This window comes from Paracoccus sp. J55, from assembly GCF_000513975.1.
In the GTDB taxonomy this organism is placed as follows: domain Bacteria; phylum Pseudomonadota; class Alphaproteobacteria; order Rhodobacterales; family Rhodobacteraceae; genus Paracoccus.
Map to the genome: position 1 here is coordinate 49,131 of NZ_AZVA01000017.1, position 16,931 is coordinate 66,061.

The 16,931-nt window shown below is 68.1% G+C and carries 15 protein-coding genes; 12 read left to right on the forward strand and 3 right to left on the reverse strand.

The annotated features are described in order from the left end of the window. Positions 1–41 precede the first annotated feature (41 nt). Entirely contained in the window at positions 42–971 is a 930-nt protein-coding gene (gene cbbR / locus PARJ55_RS0114825) for a LysR family regulator CbbR (RefSeq protein ID WP_028713747.1), read from the forward strand. Between the two features lie 49 nt (positions 972–1,020). Here cbbR and PARJ55_RS0114830 read toward each other — a convergent pair whose 3' ends face one another. Beyond that, on the reverse strand, positions 1,021–2,355 hold the full coding sequence (locus tag PARJ55_RS0114830; protein WP_028713748.1) for an MFS transporter: 1,335 nt from the start codon (positions 2,353–2,355) through the stop codon (positions 1,021–1,023). Between the two features lie 149 nt (positions 2,356–2,504). After that, positions 2,505–3,731, reverse strand: a complete 1,227-nt coding sequence (locus PARJ55_RS0114835) for an aminopeptidase P family protein (protein WP_028713749.1) — start codon at positions 3,729–3,731, stop codon at positions 2,505–2,507. A 121-nt stretch (positions 3,732–3,852) separates the two neighbouring features. Here PARJ55_RS0114835 and PARJ55_RS0114840 point away from each other — a divergent pair, with 121 nt between their 5' ends. Then, positions 3,853–4,761, forward strand: a complete 909-nt coding sequence (locus PARJ55_RS0114840) for a LysR substrate-binding domain-containing protein (RefSeq protein ID WP_028713750.1) — start codon at positions 3,853–3,855, stop codon at positions 4,759–4,761. Positions 4,762–4,767: 6 nt separating this feature from the next. On the opposite strand, the gene PARJ55_RS0114845 is transcribed toward PARJ55_RS0114840, so the two are convergent. Beyond that, on the reverse strand, positions 4,768–5,211 hold the full coding sequence (locus tag PARJ55_RS0114845) for an Rrf2 family transcriptional regulator (protein WP_028713751.1): 444 nt from the start codon (positions 5,209–5,211) through the stop codon (positions 4,768–4,770). A 126-nt stretch (positions 5,212–5,337) separates the two neighbouring features. Between PARJ55_RS0114845 and hmpA the strand changes: the two genes are divergently transcribed. The 10 genes from hmpA (at position 5,338) to PARJ55_RS0114895 (ending at position 16,888) form a co-directional block, all read left to right on the forward strand. After that, positions 5,338–6,546 carry an NO-inducible flavohemoprotein gene (gene hmpA / locus PARJ55_RS0114850; protein ID WP_028713752.1) on the forward strand — a complete coding sequence of 403 codons (1,209 nt, stop codon included), beginning with the start codon at positions 5,338–5,340 and terminating at the stop codon, positions 6,544–6,546. Positions 6,547–6,561: 15 nt separating this feature from the next. Then, positions 6,562–7,026: a hypothetical protein gene (locus PARJ55_RS0114855; protein WP_028713753.1), complete on the forward strand. Its 465-nt coding sequence runs from the start codon at positions 6,562–6,564 to the stop codon at positions 7,024–7,026. Between the two features lie 183 nt (positions 7,027–7,209). After that, positions 7,210–8,244, forward strand: a complete 1,035-nt coding sequence (locus PARJ55_RS0114860) for a GlxA family transcriptional regulator (protein WP_028713754.1) — start codon at positions 7,210–7,212, stop codon at positions 8,242–8,244. A gap of 69 nt (positions 8,245–8,313) precedes the next feature. Beyond that, a complete protein-coding gene (locus PARJ55_RS0114865; RefSeq protein ID WP_028713755.1) occupies positions 8,314–9,117 on the forward strand; it encodes a DUF72 domain-containing protein in 804 nt (267 codons plus the stop codon). 202 nt (positions 9,118–9,319) lie between these two features. Next, the gene (locus tag PARJ55_RS0114870; RefSeq protein WP_232215719.1) at positions 9,320–11,527 is read left to right on the forward strand and encodes a FepA family TonB-dependent siderophore receptor; all 2,208 of its coding nucleotides are present in this window, start codon (positions 9,320–9,322) and stop codon (positions 11,525–11,527) included. A gap of 100 nt (positions 11,528–11,627) precedes the next feature. After that, complete coding sequence (locus tag PARJ55_RS0114875) at positions 11,628–12,350, forward strand: response regulator (protein WP_028713757.1); 723 nt, start codon at positions 11,628–11,630, stop codon at positions 12,348–12,350. Positions 12,351–12,358: 8 nt separating this feature from the next. Further along, positions 12,359–13,720, forward strand: coding sequence for an ATP-binding protein (locus PARJ55_RS23030; RefSeq protein WP_051416296.1), 1,362 nt, complete (start codon positions 12,359–12,361; stop codon positions 13,718–13,720). Positions 13,721–13,951: 231 nt separating this feature from the next. Beyond that, the gene (locus tag PARJ55_RS0114885) at positions 13,952–14,626 is read left to right on the forward strand and encodes a DUF2270 domain-containing protein (RefSeq protein WP_028713758.1); all 675 of its coding nucleotides are present in this window, start codon (positions 13,952–13,954) and stop codon (positions 14,624–14,626) included. 68 nt (positions 14,627–14,694) lie between these two features. Next, a complete protein-coding gene (locus PARJ55_RS0114890; RefSeq protein ID WP_028713759.1) occupies positions 14,695–15,726 on the forward strand; it encodes a LacI family DNA-binding transcriptional regulator in 1,032 nt (343 codons plus the stop codon). 220 nt (positions 15,727–15,946) lie between these two features. Then, positions 15,947–16,888 carry a sugar ABC transporter substrate-binding protein gene (locus PARJ55_RS0114895; RefSeq protein ID WP_028713760.1) on the forward strand — a complete coding sequence of 314 codons (942 nt, stop codon included), beginning with the start codon at positions 15,947–15,949 and terminating at the stop codon, positions 16,886–16,888. Positions 16,889–16,931: the final 43 nt, after the last annotated feature.

Here is a 16,931-nt window from a genome sequence, read left to right on the forward strand (position 1 = left end):
GGAACATTTAATAATACAAAAATGATTTTCGGAATTTTTGAATGGCCCGCCTCGATGCCGTCACCCTTCGCCAGCTGCGTGCGCTGCGCGCGGTGATCGACAGCGGCTCGCTGACCGGCGCGGCGGGCAGCCTTGGGCTGAGCCCGCCGGCAGTCCACAGCCAGCTGCGCGCGCTGGAGGACCTGACGGGCGCCCCCATGGTGATCCGGGGCGAGCACGGCGCCTTTCTGGCCACCGAAGAGGGGCGCGCGGTGCTGGAGGCCGAGGCGCAGATCGCCGTGGCGCTGGAGACCTGCGCGCGCCGGGTGGCGGCGCTGCAAAGCGGCCATACCGGCAACGTCTCGCTGGGGGTGGTCTCGACCGGGAAATATTTCGCGCCGCGGCTGGTCGCCGACCTGCGCCGGGCGCTTCCCGAGGTCGAGGTGACGCTGCGCATCGGCAATCGCGACACGGTGATCCAGTGGCTGGGCTCGCGCGCGCTGGATCTGGCGATCATGGGTCGGCCGCCGCGCAGCCCGGCGGTGCTGGCCGAGCTTGTCGGTCCGCATCCGCATATCATCGTGGCGCCGCCCGATCATCCTCTGGCCGCCGCCGATCCCGCCCTGCCGCAGGATCTGCTGGCCGAGACCTATCTGGCGCGCGAGCCGGGCTCGGGCACGCGCATCCTGATGACGCGCTTCCTGGACCGGATCGGCGACGGCACGCCCTGGCGCATGGTCGAGATGGGCACGAACGAGACCATCAAGCAGGCGGTGATCGCCGGGCTGGGGATCGCGCTGATCTCGCAGCATACCGTCACCGAAGAGCTGCGCTCGGGCCGGCTGGTGGCGCTGAAGGCGGTCGGGCTGCCGATTCAGCGCAACTGGTTCCTGCTGCGGCGCGAGGACATGGCGCTGTCGCCGGCGGCGCAGCGCGTGCATGACCATGTCCTGGCACTGAACGGGGCATTCCTGCCGGCGGTGGACACGTAAGGGCCGGCCGCGGGCGACATGCCTGCGGCCGGCCCTTTGGGCGGGGCGGTCAGTCCTCCAGCGGCTTGCCGGCGGTCTCGCGCGCCATCAGCATGGCGACCAGCGCCAGCCCGGCGGCGCCGACCAGATACCAGGCCGGGGCCAGCTTGCTGCCCGTGGCGCTGATCAGCCAGGTCGCGACGAAGGGCGCGGTGCCGCCGAACAGCGCGTTCGCGGCGTTGAAGCTGAAGGCGAAGCCGGAATAGCGCACCCGGGTCGGGAAGATCTCGGACAGGAAGCAGGGCAGGGTGCCGTCGTTGACGGTCAGAAGCGCCCCGAAGGCGATCTGGATCAGCACGATGGTGGCGAAGCTGGCGCCGTCGAGCATGCTGAACAGCGGCACGGTCAGGCCGATGAACAGCACCGAGGCGGTGATCAGCGCCGTCTTGCGCCCCAGCCGGTCCGACAGCATGCCCATCAGGAAGATCAGGAAGATATAGCCGGCCAGCGAAATGCTGGTGGCCAGGAAGGCCTGGGCCTTGCCCATGCCCATCTCGGTCGAGAGATAGGTGGGCATGTAGCTGAGGATCAGGTAGAAGCCCACGGCGTTGAGGCAGGTGACGCCGAAGGCGATGGCGATCTGCCGGCGATGGTTGCGAAACAGCTCGCGCACCGGCGTGGCCTCGACGTGATGGGTCTTTTCCAGCTCGCGGAATTTCGGCGTGTCCTCCAGCCGCAGCCGGATATAGAGGCCGATGAAGCCCAGCGGCAGCGCCAGCAGGAAGGGAATGCGCCAGCCATAGCTTTGCATCTGCGCCTCGGTGAGCAGCGCGAACAGCCCCGCCGACATCAGCGAGCCGGCCAGCAGCCCCGCGGCGGTCGAGGCCGGCACGATGCTGGTATAGAGCCCGCGGCGATGGGTCGGCGAATATTCGGCGATGAACGAGGTGGCGCCGGCATATTCGCCCGCCGCCGAAAAGCCCTGCACCATCCGCACCACCAGCAGCAGCACCGGCGCCAGCATGCCGATCTGGTGATAGGACGGCAGCAGGGCGATGACGGTGGTGGCGCCCGACATGATCAGGATCGACCAGGACAGCGCGGTGCGCCGGCCGACCCGGTCGCCGATCGCGCCCCAGATGATGCCGCCGAGCGGGCGGATGATGAAGGAGATGGCAAAGACGGCGAAGGTCGCCAGCAATGCGCTGGTCGGCGCGATCTCGGGGAAGAAGGCATGGGCGATGACAGTGGCGAAATAGCCGTATGAGGCATAGTCGAACCATTCGACGAAATTGCCGACGAAGCTGGCGCCCAGCACCTTCTTCACCACGTCGGGCGAGACCTCGGCGCCTTGCGGCGCGTCCTGCGGCAGTTCGGCCGCCGAGGCGAGCATTGGATTGGACATTGGTAACCCTCCCTTGGGTGTCCTTGCCGGCCTCCTCTGCCGGCAATGGTCGTTCGGCCCGGCCCGCGGGGGATGCGGGCCGGCGACGGGCGTCTGGGGGATGATCGGCATCCGGCCTGCCCGCCGGGCGGTCCGGCGGGCGGCGGGCGTCAGGCGGCCTGGGCCTTGCCCTTGACGATCAGGTGCTCGGGTCCATAGGGGAAGCCGGTGATGTTGCGGTTGCCGGCCTCCTCGATCACCAGGATGTCATGCTCGCGATAGCCGCCGGCACCGGGCATGCCCTCGGGGATGGTGATCATCGGCTCCATCGAGACGACCATGCCGGGCTCCAGCACCGTGTCGCAATCCTCGCGCAGTTCCAGCCCCGCCTCTCGGCCGTAATAGTGGCAGAGCACCCCGAAGCTGTGGCCATAGCCGAAGCTGCGATATTGCAGCAGGTTCTCGGCCGCATAGATCTCGTTGAGTTCGGCGGCGATCTCCGAGCATTTCTTGCCCGGCACCAGCAATTCCTTGCCGCGGTCGTGGACCTTGCAGTTGAATTCCCACAGCCGGATATGCGCGTCGCTGGCATGTTCAGCGAACAGCGTGCGCTCCAGCGCGACGTAATAGCCGGCGACCATCGGGAAGCAGTTCAGCGACAGGATGTCGCCGGCTTCGATCTTGCGGCTGGTGACGGGGTTGTGGGCGCCGTCGGTGTTCACGCCGGACTGGAACCAGGTCCAGCTGTCCAGCAGTTCGGCATGGGGCCAGGTTTTCGCGATCTCGCGCACCATGGCGGCGGTCGAGTGCAGCGCGACCTCGTGCTCGGGCACGCCCACGGCGGTCGCCTCGACGCAGGCGGCGCCGCCCAGATCGGCGATGCGGGCCATCTCGGTGATATGGGCGATCTCCTCGGCCGACTTGACCATGCGCAGCCGCATGGCGGGGGCGGCGATGTCGACGAACTCGACGCCGGGGAATTCGGCTTTCAGCAGGGCCAACAGGTCGATGTTCACATGGTCGAACTCGATGCCGATGCGCTTGGCGCTGCCGGCGAGCTGGCGGAGGGCATGAAAATAATTGTCCTTCTGCCAGTCGGTATAGGTGATGTTGCCGCCGAAGCTGCGCCGCCAGGGCTGGCCGCCGTCGATGCCGGCGCTGATGGTGGTCGCCTTGTCGTGGTCGATCACCAGCCCGTAGCGGCGGCCGAACTGGCAATAAAGGAAATCCGCGTAATAATTGATGTTGTGATACGAGGTGAACAGCGCCGCATCGACGCCTGCCTGCGCCATATGCGCGCGGATCGCGTCCTGGCGGCGCTGCATCTCGGTGGCCGAGAAGGTCGGGGCCGCTTTCTCGCCATTGCCGACGAAACTCTGAAGCCTGTCGCGTTGCATGGGGTTCCTTTCGTCTTTCCGGGGGTTCGGATGGCGGCAGGATCGGGCCGGGAGGGGCTCTTGTCAAAAGACGGTTTCTCATGCTTCACTTGAGAAAATCTCAAACAGTTCCGGAACGCCCATGTCGCTTCTGCCGCTGAACGCCCTGCGCGCCTTCGAGGCGGTGGCCCGGCTGAAAAGCTTCAAGGAGGCGGCGAAGGCGCTTTTCGTCACCCAATCGGCGGTCAGCCATCAGGTCCGCCACCTTGAGGAATTCCTGGGCGTGGCGCTGTTCGACCGCTCGGGGCCGCGGCCGCGCATCCTGCCCCGCGGGCAGGAGCTGGCGCGCACGCTCAGCCTGTCGCTGGCCGAGATCGAGGCCGCCTGCAGGCGGGTGCGCAGCGCCGGCCAGGCGCAGCCGCTGGTGATCGCCGCCATCCCCTCGGTGGCGATCTGCTGGCTGATCCCGCGGCTCTCGCGCTTTCGGCAGGCGCATCCCGAGGTGGCGCTGCGGGTGGTCTATGCCATGCACGGGCAGGAGATCGACTTCCGCAGCACGCATTTCGCCTTCGTCTTTTCAGAGGGGCCGCCGGCCGTGCCGGGGGTGCGGGTGATGGCCTTTCTGTCTGGCGAAAGCGCGCCGGTCTGCAACCCCTCGCTGCTGCCCGGCTTGGGAAAGGCGCCGCTCTCGGCGGCCGGGATCAAGGCGGCGGGCCTTCTGCACGATACCGACACCTCCGCCTGGCGGGCCTGGCTGTCGCTGGCGGGCGACGGGATCGCACCGGCCGAGGCCGGGCCGGTCTTCGAGGATTTCAACCTGCTGCGCGCCGCCGCCCTGGCCGGGCAGGGCGTGGCACTTTGCCCGCTGGCGATGATCCGCGACGACCTGGACAGCGGCCGGCTGGTGCAGCTTTCGTCGGTCACCGTTCTGGAGAATTTCGGCTATTACCTGCTCGCCAGCGATCCGCAGCCCGCCGATCTGGCCGAAAACGCCCTGGCCTTTCAGGACTGGGCGTTTCGGGAACGCGACGCGGGGCCCACGGACGCCTGATCCCGGTCAGGGCCGCGCCGGCTCGCGCGGCGCCACCGGGTTCAGCAGATGCGAGAAATCCGGCCGCCGCGCCAGCACATCGGCCAGGCTGTAGCCGTCCAGCACCGCCATGAAGCCCGCCAGCGCCTCGTCCAGCACCGAGGTCAGCCCGCAGGCCGGCGCGATGATGCATTGGCCGCAGCCGACGAGGTCGAAATCGTCCTCGGTATGGCGCACCAGCGCGCCGATATTGATCTCGGCCGGCGGCCGCGCCAGCCGGATGCCGCCGTGGCGGCCCCGCAGGCTGGTCAGGAAGCCGGCATGCACCAGATCGTTGATGACCTTCATCAGGTGGTTCTGCGAGATGCCGTAGGCCTGCGCGATCTCGCCGATCGAACAAAGCCGCCCGGGCTCGCGGCCCAGATACAGCAGCACGCGCATGGCGTAATCGGTATAGCGCGTCAGGCGCATCGCGGACTCCGATAAAACATGTATCCTGATTGCATGTTTCTGGCGGCAAGGATAGATGTATCCACGATACATGTTTTTCGAGTCGCGGCCGCAGACGCCGCCGCGCGACCTTGCAGGAGAAGCCGCATGCCGCAGCCACCGAGCGCGCAGACCATTGCGCTGGTCAAAGCCACAGTTCCCGCGCTCGAAGCGCATGGTCTTGATATCGTGCGTGAAATGTATGCACGCATGTTCCAGAACCCCGAGATCAGCGCCCTGTTCAACCAGTCGCACCAGGGCGCGTCCGAGGCGCAGCCGCGCGCGCTGACCGGGGCGATCCTGGCCTATGCCAACAATATCGACAATCTGACGGCGCTGGTGCCGGCGGTCGAGCGCATCGCCCAGAAACATGTCGGCCTGCAGATCCTGCCCGAACATTACCCGCATGTCGCCGAGGCGCTGCTGGGCGCGATCCGCGCCGTGCTGGGCGAGGCCGCCACCGACGAGGTGCTGGAGGCCTGGGGCGAGGCCTACTGGTTCCTTGCCAATATCCTGATCGCGCGCGAGCGGCGGATCTATGACGAGCAGCTGGCGCAGCAGGGCGGCTGGAACGGCTGGCGCGACTTCCGCATCGACGAGATCGTCCGCGAAAGCAGCACCATCTCCTCTTTCGTGCTGCGCCCGCTCGATGGCGGGCCGGTGATGGCGCACAAGCCTGGCCAGTATCTGACCTTCTGGTTCGAGATCCCCGGTCATGCCCCGGCCAAGCGCAACTATTCGATTTCGGCCGCGCCGGACGGGCGGAGCTATCGCATCTCGGTCAAGCGCGAGCCGCAGGGCCTGGCCTCAGGCTGGCTGCATCGGCAGGCGCCGGGCACGGTGCTGAAGGTGGCCGCCCCCGCAGGCGAGTTCTTCCTGTCCGAACGTCCCGAGCGGCCGGTGGTGCTGCTGTCGGGCGGCGTGGGGCTGACGCCGATGGTCGCCATGCTGGAGGCGCTGGTGCAGTCGGGCGCGCAGGTGCCGGTGCATTACATCCACGGCACGCATGACCGCGACACCCATGCGATGCGCGCCCATGTCCGCGCGCTGGCCGAGGGGCGGCCGCAGATCCGCGTCACCGATTTCCATCAGACGCCGCTGCCGGACGAGGTCGCGGGCCGCGACTACGACCATGCCGGGCTGATCACCGAGGAATGGCTGCTGGCCAGCACCCCGGTCGGCGAGGCGGATTACTATATCTGCGGCCCGCGCCCCTTCCTGCGCGCGGCGGTCGCGGCGCTGTCGCTGGCGGGCGTGCCCTCGGACCGGATCCATTACGAATTCTTCGGCCCGGCGGACGAATTGCTGGCGGCCTGAGGCGGGGGGGGCGTCATGGACGACTTCACCCTGGCGCGGATCGTCCATGTCGTCGCCGTGCTGTTCTGGATCGGCGGCGTAGCCTTCGTCACCACGGTGCTGATCCCCGCCGTCGCCGCCGCCTTCCCGGCGGCCGAGCGGCTGCGCTTCTTTCACCGCATCGAGGGGCGCTTCGCCCCGCAGGCCCGGCTGTGGGTGCTGCTGGCCGGGGTCAGCGGCTTCTGGATGGTCTGGCGCGGCGACATGTGGCACCGCTTCGCCGAGGCGCGGTTCTGGTGGATGCATGCCATGCTGGCGGTCTGGCTGGTCTTTTCGGCCATGCTCTACCTGATCGAGCCGCTGTTCCTGCATCGCCGCATGCAGCACTCGTCCGAGCCGGGCCGCGATTTCGTGCGGCTGGCGCGGATGCACCGCATCCTGCTGGCGCTGTCGGTGGTGGCGGCGATCGGCGCGGTCGGCGGCAGCCACGGATTGTTCTAGCACCGGGTCGCGCGCCTTGGCTGACCGGCGGCCAATCCGGATCCGTCCGGTCCGGGGGCGGGGCGGGCGGGCCGGGCCGCGGGGAAACGGGCGGGCAGGGGGCTTGGCAGCGCCCCGCGCCTTGTGGCAATGCGGGACCGACGCCGGGCCCGCCCGCCGGGCGCAGCATTCGGGAAAGGTATCGTGCCGCAATCTGCCGACGACAGCGAACGCTATATCGCGCGGGGCATCGCCCATGTGAAGCTTTCGGCCCCGGTCCGGGCGCCGATCACGGTCTCTTTCGTGCTGATGCCGCGCTTTACCATGCTGGCCTTCACCTCGGCCATCGAGCCGTTGCGGGTGGCCAACCAGCTGACCGAACAGCTGCTGTTCAAATGGCGCGTGCACAGCGAGACGGGGGCGCCCATCACCTGCTCGAACGGGGTGCCGCTGGTCCCCGACGCGCCGCTGTCCGAGGCGCTGAGCGCGGATTATGTGCTGGTCTGCGGCGGCGTCGAGCCCGATGCGGCCTGCAGCGCCGAGCTGACCGACTGGATCCGCAAGCAATGGCGGCATGGCGGCACGGTCGGCGGGCTTTGCACCGGCGCCTATGCGCTGGCCCGCGCCGGCATCCTCAACGGCCGCCGCTTTACCCTGCATTGGGAGAACATCCCGAACTTCTCCGAGAAATATCCCGACCTCGCGCCCGAGCGGCGGATCTTCTGCATCGACGAGCGCATCGTCACCTGCGCCGGCGGCGTCGCCTCGGCCGAGCTGGCGCTGAAGCTGATCGAGGATTACTACGGCGCCGAGCTGAGCCAGGCGGTGATGAACATGTGCCTGCTGGGCCAGATCCGGCGCGGCGAGGAAGAGCAGCTGAGCTCGCTCTCGGTGCGGCTGGGCACCCGCAACGACCACCTGATCCGGGCGGTGGCCTATATCGAGGCCCATGTCGAGGACGAGGTCGATCTGGGCGAATGCGCCAGCCATCTGGGCATCTCGCGCCGCCAGCTGGAACGGCTGTTCCAGCGCTATCTGGACACCACGCCGCTGCAATACCTGAACAAGGTGCGGCTGCAGCACGCCCGCTCGCTGCTGACCGAGACCAATCTCAGCGTCATGCAGGTGGCGGTGGCCTGCGGCTTCGGCTCTTCCTCGTATTTCTCCAAGGTGTTCCGGACGCAATACGGCGTCTCGCCCTACAAGTTCTCGCTGACCCGCAAGCGCGCCGCGGATTGAAAGCAGGTTTCGGAGTGCCGGCCCTCCTGGGCTATGATCCCCTGAGTCGCAGCGACAGGAGGGCGAGGCATGGACAAGAAGGGGATGGGGCGCATCCGCATCGGCATCGGCGGCTGGACCTATGAGCCCTGGCGCGGCAGCTTCTATCCCGAGGGCCTGCCGCAGCGGCGCGAACTGGAACATGCCAGCCGCCAGCTGAGCTCGATCGAGATCAACGGCACCTATTACGGGGCGCAGAAGCCCGAGAGCTTTCGCAAATGGCATGACGAGACGCCCGAGGATTTCGTCTTTTCCGTGAAGGCGCCGCGCTATGCCACCAACCGCAAGGTGCTGGCCGAGGCGGGCGAGACCATCGCGCGCTTCTTTTCCGGCGGCGTGATGCTGCTGGGCGACAAGCTCGGGCCGATCAACTGGCAGTTCATGGCGACGAAGAAATTCGACCCGGCGGATTTCGAGGCCTTCCTGAAGCTTCTGCCCGCCTCGGTCGAGGGCAGGGCGCTGCGCCATGTGGTCGAGGTGCGCCATGACAGTTTCCGCTGCCCCGAATTCCCGGCGCTGCTGCGCGAGCATGGCGTCGCGGCGGCGGTGGCGGCGGATGGCAAGTTTCCGCAGATCGCCGACCCGACCGCGCCCTTCGTCTATGCCCGCATCATGGGCACCACCGAAGACGAGCCCCTGGGCTATTCCAAGGCGGCGCTGGACCTCTGGGCCGAGCGGGCGCGCATCTGGGCCCTGGGCGGCCTGCCCGAGGGGCTGGACTATGCCGGGCCGAATGCCGCGGCGGGGCCGCGCGACGTCTATCTCTATGTCATCAGCGGCCACAAGATGCGCAATCCCCAGGCCGCCATGGCGCTGATCGAGCGGCTGGGCTGACGGGCCCGGCCCGGTCGGCACGCGCCGGCCTGCGACATTTCGCGACAAAAGAATCCCGCCCGACAGATTGATGCGCCTGCCCGCAAGTGATTGAAGCAGCCAAGCCCGCATTCCGCCAGCCACCTTCGGATCAAATCTACAGGAGCAGGTGATGGGGATGCTTTTCGCTCGCCGGGGCGCGAGCACGGCGGTTTGTTTGTTGATGTCGCTCCCGGCCTTTTCGGGATCCGCGCTGGCGCAGGCCGCAGATGCCGCCGAAGACACGGTGGTTCTGGATACCGTCGTGCTGACGGCCGAGGAACAGGTCAAGCAATCGCTCGGCGTGTCGCAGATCACCGAGGAGGATCTCGAGAAATCGCCGGTGGTGAACGACGTTTCGGAAATCATCCGCAAGATGCCGGGCGTGAACCTGACCGGAGCCACCGCCACCGGACAGCGCGGCAACCAGCGCCAGATCGACATTCGCGGCATGGGGCCGGAAAACACCCTGATCCTGATCGACGGCAAGCCCGTCATGTCGCGCAACGCGGTCAAGATGAGCCGCGGCGGCGAGCGCGACACCCGCGGCGACTCGAACTGGGTGCCGGCCGAGATGATCGAACGCATCGAGGTGATCCGCGGCCCGGCGGCGGCGCGCTACGGCTCGGGCGCCTCGGGCGGGGTGGTCAACATCATCACCAAGCGCCCCGACACCTTCACCGGCCAGGTCTCGATGCATACGAACGTGCCCGAGAACAGCAAGGAAGGCAGCACCAACCGCGCCAACTTCATGCTGGCCGGCCCGGTGGGCGAGACGCTGACCTTCCGGCTGTTCGGCAATTACAACCGCACCGAGGGCGACGCGGCCGACCTCAACCCGCCGCGCATCGATCCCGAGAGCGGCGAGCTCCTGCCGCCGCTGGCCGGCCGCGAGGGCGTGACCAACAAGGATCTGGGCGCGCTGCTGAGCTGGAACCTCGCCCCCGGCCATCACCTCGATTTCGAGACGGATTTCTCGCGCCAGGGCAATGATTACGCCGGCGATACCCGCAGCGGCGCCGTGGACGATGGGCTGGCCGAGCTGCTGGGTTCGGAAACCAACCGCATGTATCGCCGCACCTTCTCGGTCACCCATCGCGGCGAATACGATTTCGGCGAATCGCACAGCTACATCCAGTGGGAGAACACCGGCAATTCCCGGATCTGCAACGGCAATGCCGGGTCGGTCGAGGACAACCCCAACCCCTGCGTCGATACCGACGGCGACGGCACGAACGACGCCTATGAATACCGCACCATCGATCTGGACACGGTCGCCGCCAAGACGGAATGGATCCTCCCGATGAGCCTGGGCTCGAAGCCCAGCCGCGTGACCCTGGGCGCCGATTACCGCGGCGAGTTCATGCATGACGCGGTCTCGACCACCAATACCCTGCCGCCGGAGCTGGGCGGCGAGACCGGCGTCCCAGAGGATCCGGCCGACCGCGACCCCAAGATCGACCAGAACACCATCGGCCTTTACGCCGAGGCGAATATCGAATGGAGCGGGCAGCTGACCCTGACCCCGGGCCTGCGCTTCGACTATAACGACAATTTCGGCACGAACTGGTCGCCCAGCCTGAACGCGACCTGGCGCTTCAACGACGAATGGACGATGAAGCTGGGCGTGGCCCGCGCCTTCAAGGTGCCGAACCTGTTCCAGCTGAACCCGAACTATGTCTATACCACCCGCGGCAACGGCTGCCCCTATGTGGACGGCGTGCGGGTCGGCGGGCCCTGCTATGTGCTGGGCAATCCCGACCTTGAGCCCGAGCGCAGCCTGAACAAGGAAATCGGCGTCGCCTATGCCGGCCATAACGGCATCGAGGCCAGCCTGACCTATTTCCACAACGACTATCAGAACCGCATCGGCGCCGGGACCTATCAATACAACGAAGGCGCCGAGACCAACCGGCTGTATCGCTGGGAAAACCAGAAGGACGCGGTGATCTCGGGGCTCGAGGGGAATTTCTCGACCGATCTGGGCGACCGTTTCGCCTTCTCGGCGAATTTCACCAAGATGATCAAGTCCGAGAAGAAGGAGAACGGCGAGCCGCTGAGCCTGGTGCCTGACTATACCGTCAACGCCTCGCTGGACTGGTTCGCCTCGGACACGGTGACGGTCACGCTTTCCGCCACGCGCTACGGCAAGATCAAGGCGCCGACGGTCAGCTCGATCACCAATGCCGAGTTCGACGAGACGAACGAGCGCGACCCCTATACCCTGGTCAATCTGGGGGCGAGCTGGGACATGACCGAGAAGGCGCGGCTGTCGGCCGGGGTGACCAACCTCTTCGACAGGGCCGTGCTGCGCACCGACTCGAGCACCGGCGCCAACACGTTCAACGAACCGGGGCGGGCTTTCTATCTGTCGCTGACCTCGACATTCTGAAAAACCGGCGGGCGGCGGATGCGCTGCCCGCCCAGACCGCATTCGCGGCGGCGCCCTCGCGGTGCCGCCGTTCCGCCGTTTCCGAACCGGGCCAAGCCGCATGACCGAAGCCAGCGAACCGCGCATCCTCATCGTCGACGACGCCCGCGACATCCGCGAGCCGCTGGGGCAATATCTGCGCCGCAACGGCTTTCGCACCTGCCTCGCGGCCGATGCGGCCGAGGCACGCCTGGCTTTGGGCCGCGAGAGCGTGCATCTGATCGTCCTCGACGTGATGATGCCGGGCGAAGACGGGCTGAGCCTCTGCGCGGATCTCGCGCGCAGCCGCCGGGTACCGGTGATCCTGCTGACGGCGCGCGCCGCGCAGGGCGACCGCGTGGCGGGTCTGGAACTCGGCGCCGACGATTACGTCACCAAGCCCTTCGACCCGCGCGAGTTGCTGGCGCGGATCCGCGCGGTGCTGCGCCGCGTGCCGCCGGCGCTGCCGGGCCCGGGCACCCGGCGGCGGCGCTTTGCCGGGCTGGTCCACGATCCCGGCCGGGCCGAGGTGACGCTGGCTTCGGGCCAGCGGGTGGCGCTGACCTCGGGCGAGAACCGGCTGCTGGGCCTGCTGCTGGACCATCCCGGCCAGGTGCTGTCGCGGATGCGGCTGCTGGACCTGCTGGCGGGGCGCGAGGCCCGGGCCTATGATCGCGCCGTGGACAACATTGTCAGCCGCCTCCGGCACAAGATCGAGGAAAACCCGCGCGCGCCGCGGTTGATCGTCACCGAATGGGGCGGCGGCTACCGGCTGGCCGCCGACGAGGTCGAGGAACTGGCATGAGGCGGGCCATGCCGTGGCCCGACGGGCTTGCCGCGCGGTTCTCGCTGCTGCTGGTCGCGGCGCTTCTGGGGGTGAACCTGATCGCCGCGATCCTGCTGGGCCGCGAGGGCACCGCCTTCGACCGCGCGGTGCGGCTGCAGGGCGACCTGCATCGCCTATCGGCGCTGGTCACGGCCCTGGAACTGGCCGAGCCCGAGACGGCGCGCTCGCTGCCCGACCGCAGCAGCACCGGCTTCACCCGCTTTTCGCTGGATGCCGCGCCGCTGGACTTGCCCGGCAGCGCCCGGCTGCCCGCGCATGAGGCGCAGCTGGCCGTCGATCTGCCCGGGCTCGACATCCAGATCCGCGACGGCGGCACGGAAAAGGTCCAGGGCCGCGCGCCGCTGCTGCTGGTCTCGGTCCGGCTGGAGCGCGGGGCAGAGGCCGGGCGCTGGCTGAACGCGCTGGCCTATCCCTTGCCCTCGCCCCGGGCCTGGGAGTGGAAGATCGGCTTCTTCGCGCCGCTGACCGCCTCGCTGCTGGGCACGCTGGCGGTGGGGCTGATCTTCATCCGCCGCATGACCCGGCCCCTGCAGGCGCTGGCCGAGGCGGCGCGGGCGGCCGGGCGCGGCGACCGCAGCGCCCGTGTGACCGAATGCGGCGCCAGCGAGCTGCGCGAGGCCGCCCATGCCTTCAACGACATGCAGCGCCGCATCGCCGGTTTCGAGGCCGAGCGCATGCGCATGCTGGCCGCCGTCGGCCATGACCTGCGCACGCCGATCACCGGCCTGCGCATCCGCGCCGAGCTGCTCGGGGACGAGCATCAGCGCCAGGACATGATCCGTGCGCTGGACGAGATGGCGGTGATGGCGGACGGGCTGCTGCACGCCGCCTCGGCCGGCGGCGACTCCGAGCCGGCGCGGCCCGAGGATCTGGATGCGCTGCTGGCGCGGCTCTGCGCCGACCGCGACGTGACCTATGCCGGCGCGGGGCCGCTGATCCTGCCGCTGCGGCCGGTGGCGATGCGGCGGGCGATCGGCAACCTGCTGGACAATGCGCGGCGCTATGCCGGCCCCGCCCGGCTGCGGTTGCAGTCCGGCCCCGGGGCGGTGCTGATCGTCATCGAGGACGACGGCCCCGGCATCCCCGAACCGCTGCTGCCCCATGTCACCGAGCCCTTCGTGCGCGGCGAGGCAAGCCGCAATCCCGGAACCGGCGGCGCGGGGCTGGGGCTGTCCATCGCGCAGGACGTGATCCGCGCGCATGGCGGCAGCCTGACCCTGTCCAACCGCACCGAGGGCGGGCTGCGGGTCGAGATCCGCCTGCCGCTGCCGACCGGCGCAGCGGCGGAGGAGATCGCGGAGGACAAGGCTCCGCAGGGCGGCCCCTAGTCGCGCACGCGTGGGTCTGACGCAGGACGGGCGGGGTCCGGATCGCGAAGGGGCCGTGCCGCACCTGCAAGCCGCATGGCCGTCGGCCCGCCCGGCGGCGAGCCGCGAAGAGTCCGGGCCGGTGATGCTCCGCGGAGGGCTCTTGCTGCGCGCCGGGCGCCGCTGCCCGAAAATGCGGCTCTTGCCCGGAAAACCAAGCCCTGCCAATCTGGTCGCAGGGGGAATGCGCGCATGGACGGATCAGGGAACGGCCGCAAGCCGCTGGACACGGCCGAGATCGGGGCGCTGGCCCATCTCTACCGGGCCGAGATCTATCGCTCGACGATCTGGCGCACCCGGCTCGACACCACCACGAACTGGTCGGTGGTGACGCTGGGGGTGGCGCTGTCGATCACCTTTTCCTCGCCGCAGGCCTCGCCCCTGCCGCTGGTGCTGGTCGGCATCCTGATCGTCTTCTTCCTGATGCTCGAGGCGCGGCGCTATCGCTATTTCAACGTCCGGCGCGCCCGCTGCCGCTGGATGGAGCTGCATTTCATGGCCCCGATGCTCAGCGACGGCGACCTGCGGCTGGACAGCGGCTGGCAGGACCGGCTGGCCGCCGATTACCGCCGCCCGGCCTATCACGTCAGCCTGCGCACCGCCATCGGCCGGCGGATCCGGCGGAATTACTTCTGGATCCTGCTGATCCAGACCCTGGCCTATCTGGGCAAGATCGCGGTGCATCCGGCCGCGCTGCAATCGCCCGCCGAATTGCTGGATCGCGCCGCCATAGGGCCGATCCCGGGCTGGCTGGTGCTGGGGGCGGGGCTGCTCTACTGCCTGTCCTGGGGCGCCATCGCGCTGTGGAGCCTGCGCGACGACAAGCGGCGGGCACGCCATCGCCGAGACCCGCTGGGCATGGGTTGACCGCGACAGGGGCATTGCAATCCTGATAAAACTCCCTCACGATTCCCATCAAGAGAATGAGGGGAAACATGGCAGGGCGTCCGACGATCGAGGATGTGGCCAAGGCGGCCGGTGTCAGCGTGGCGACGGTGGATCGCGTGCTGAACGGCCGGGCCAAGGTGCGCGAGGAAACCGCGCGCAAGGTGTCCGAGGCGGCCGAGGCGGTCGGCTATCACGCTGCGCCGGCCATCCGGGCCCGGGCGCTGGCGCATGTGCCCGAGCTGCATCTGGGCGTGGTCCTGCAAAAGGAGCGCCATGCCTTCTATCAGGACTTCGCCGCCCGCATCGAAGAAGCCGCGCGCCATGATCCGCTGCGTCGCTGGCGGCTCAGCATCCGCTTCTCTCCCGGCCAATCGCCGGCCGACTTCGCCGAAACCATTGCCGGCATGGCCGGCAAGGTGCAGGCCGTGGCGGCGACCGGCGTCGATCATCACGACGTCACCTCGGCCGTGGCCATGCTGCGCGGGCGCGGCATCCCGGTGTTCTCGCTGCTGTCCGACTTTGCCGCCGGGGTGCGCGAAGCCTATCTGGGCACCAACAACCTCAAGACCGGGCGCACGGCGGCCTGGCTGATGCATCGCATCATGCGCCATCCGGGCAAGCTGGCACTGTTCATCGGCGGCCACCGCTTTCACGGCCATGACCTGCGCGAGGCGGGTTTTCGCAGCTATTTCCGCGAATACGCGCCGGAAATCGCCTTCCTGGAGACGATGATCAACCTGGAAACCCGGCAGCTGACCTATGAGACGACGCTGGAGATCGCCTCTCGCCATCCGGACCTCGCCGGCATCTATTGCGCCGGCGGCGGCATGGAGGGCGCCATCGCCGCCATCCAGGAGCTGGGCCTGGGCGGCAAGGTGGCGCTGATCGTGAACGAACTGACGCCGGAATCGCGGCAGGGGCTTTTGCAGGGCGTGGTCTCGGTGGTGCTGGCGACGCCCCTGCAGCCGCTGGCGGCGGACCTGCTCAGCGCCGCGGCGCATGTGCTGGAACATGGCATGGCCGAGAATCCCGGCCAGCGTTTCGTCACCTCGCTGGTCGTCACGCCCGAGAGTTTGTGATTGCCGGTGATGGAAAACTATCATAATCCGATCTTTTTATATCATCCATGATGGAAAAATCCTCTCGAACCGTTTGACCAGAATCGCTTTCTGGCGGAAATCTCCCTCACGGTCCGCGGAGGAGGATAGCGCGGGCCGGTTTGCGGGAGCGGGATCGCGTTTCGACTGCGCCGCTCCCAGGCGGGCCGGGGGCCTGCGGAACAGATAGGGGAGGACAAGGATGAGAGCATTTCTGCTGACGACCGCCTGCGCCGTTTCGGTCTCGGGCGCGGCCATGGCCGAGAATATCGGCGTGACCATGGCGCTGTTCGACGACAATTTCCTGACCGTGCTGCGCAACGGCATGCAGGAGCATGCGGCTTCGCTGGACGGCGTGACCATCCAGATCGACGACGCGCAGAACGACGTCGGCAAGCAGCTGAACCAGATCGAGAATTTCGTCGCCTCGGGCGTCGATGCGATCATCGTGAACCCGGTGGATACCGACGCCACCATCGCGATGAGCGCGGCGGCCCAGAACGCGGGCATCCCGCTGGTCTTTGTCAACCGCCAGCCGGTGAACCTGGACAGCCTGCCCGAGAAGCAGGCCTTCGTCGCCTCGGACGAAAAGGAATCCGGCACCCTGCAGACGCAGGAGATCTGCCGCCTGCTCAAGGAGCAGGGCAAGACCGAGGCCAAGGCCGTGGTGCTGATGGGCGAGCTGTCGAACCAGGCGGCGCGGATGCGGACCCAGGACATCAAGGACGTGCTGGCGACGCCGGATTGCGGCTTCATCACCATCGTGCAGGAACAGACCGCGAACTGGTCGCGCACCCAGGGCGCCGATCTGCTGAGCAACTGGCTTTCCGCCGGAACCGAATTCGACGCGGTGATCTCGAACAATGACGAGATGGCGATCGGCGCCATCCAGGCGCTGAAATCGGCGGGGCGTCCGATGGATGACGTGGTGATCGGCGGCATCGACGCGACGCAGGACGCGCTGGCGGCGATGAAGGCCGGCGATCTGGACGTGACCGTGTTCCAGGACGCGGCCGGGCAGGGCCAGGGCGCGGTCGAGACGGCGCTGAAGCTTGCCCGGGGCGAGCCGGTCGAACAGAAGGTCTATGTGCCCTTCCAGCTCGTCACCCCCGAGAACCTGGACAAGTTCCTCTCCAGGAACTGAGCCTTGCGGCGGGGCCGTCCTGGCCCCGCCCGATCAAGACAGG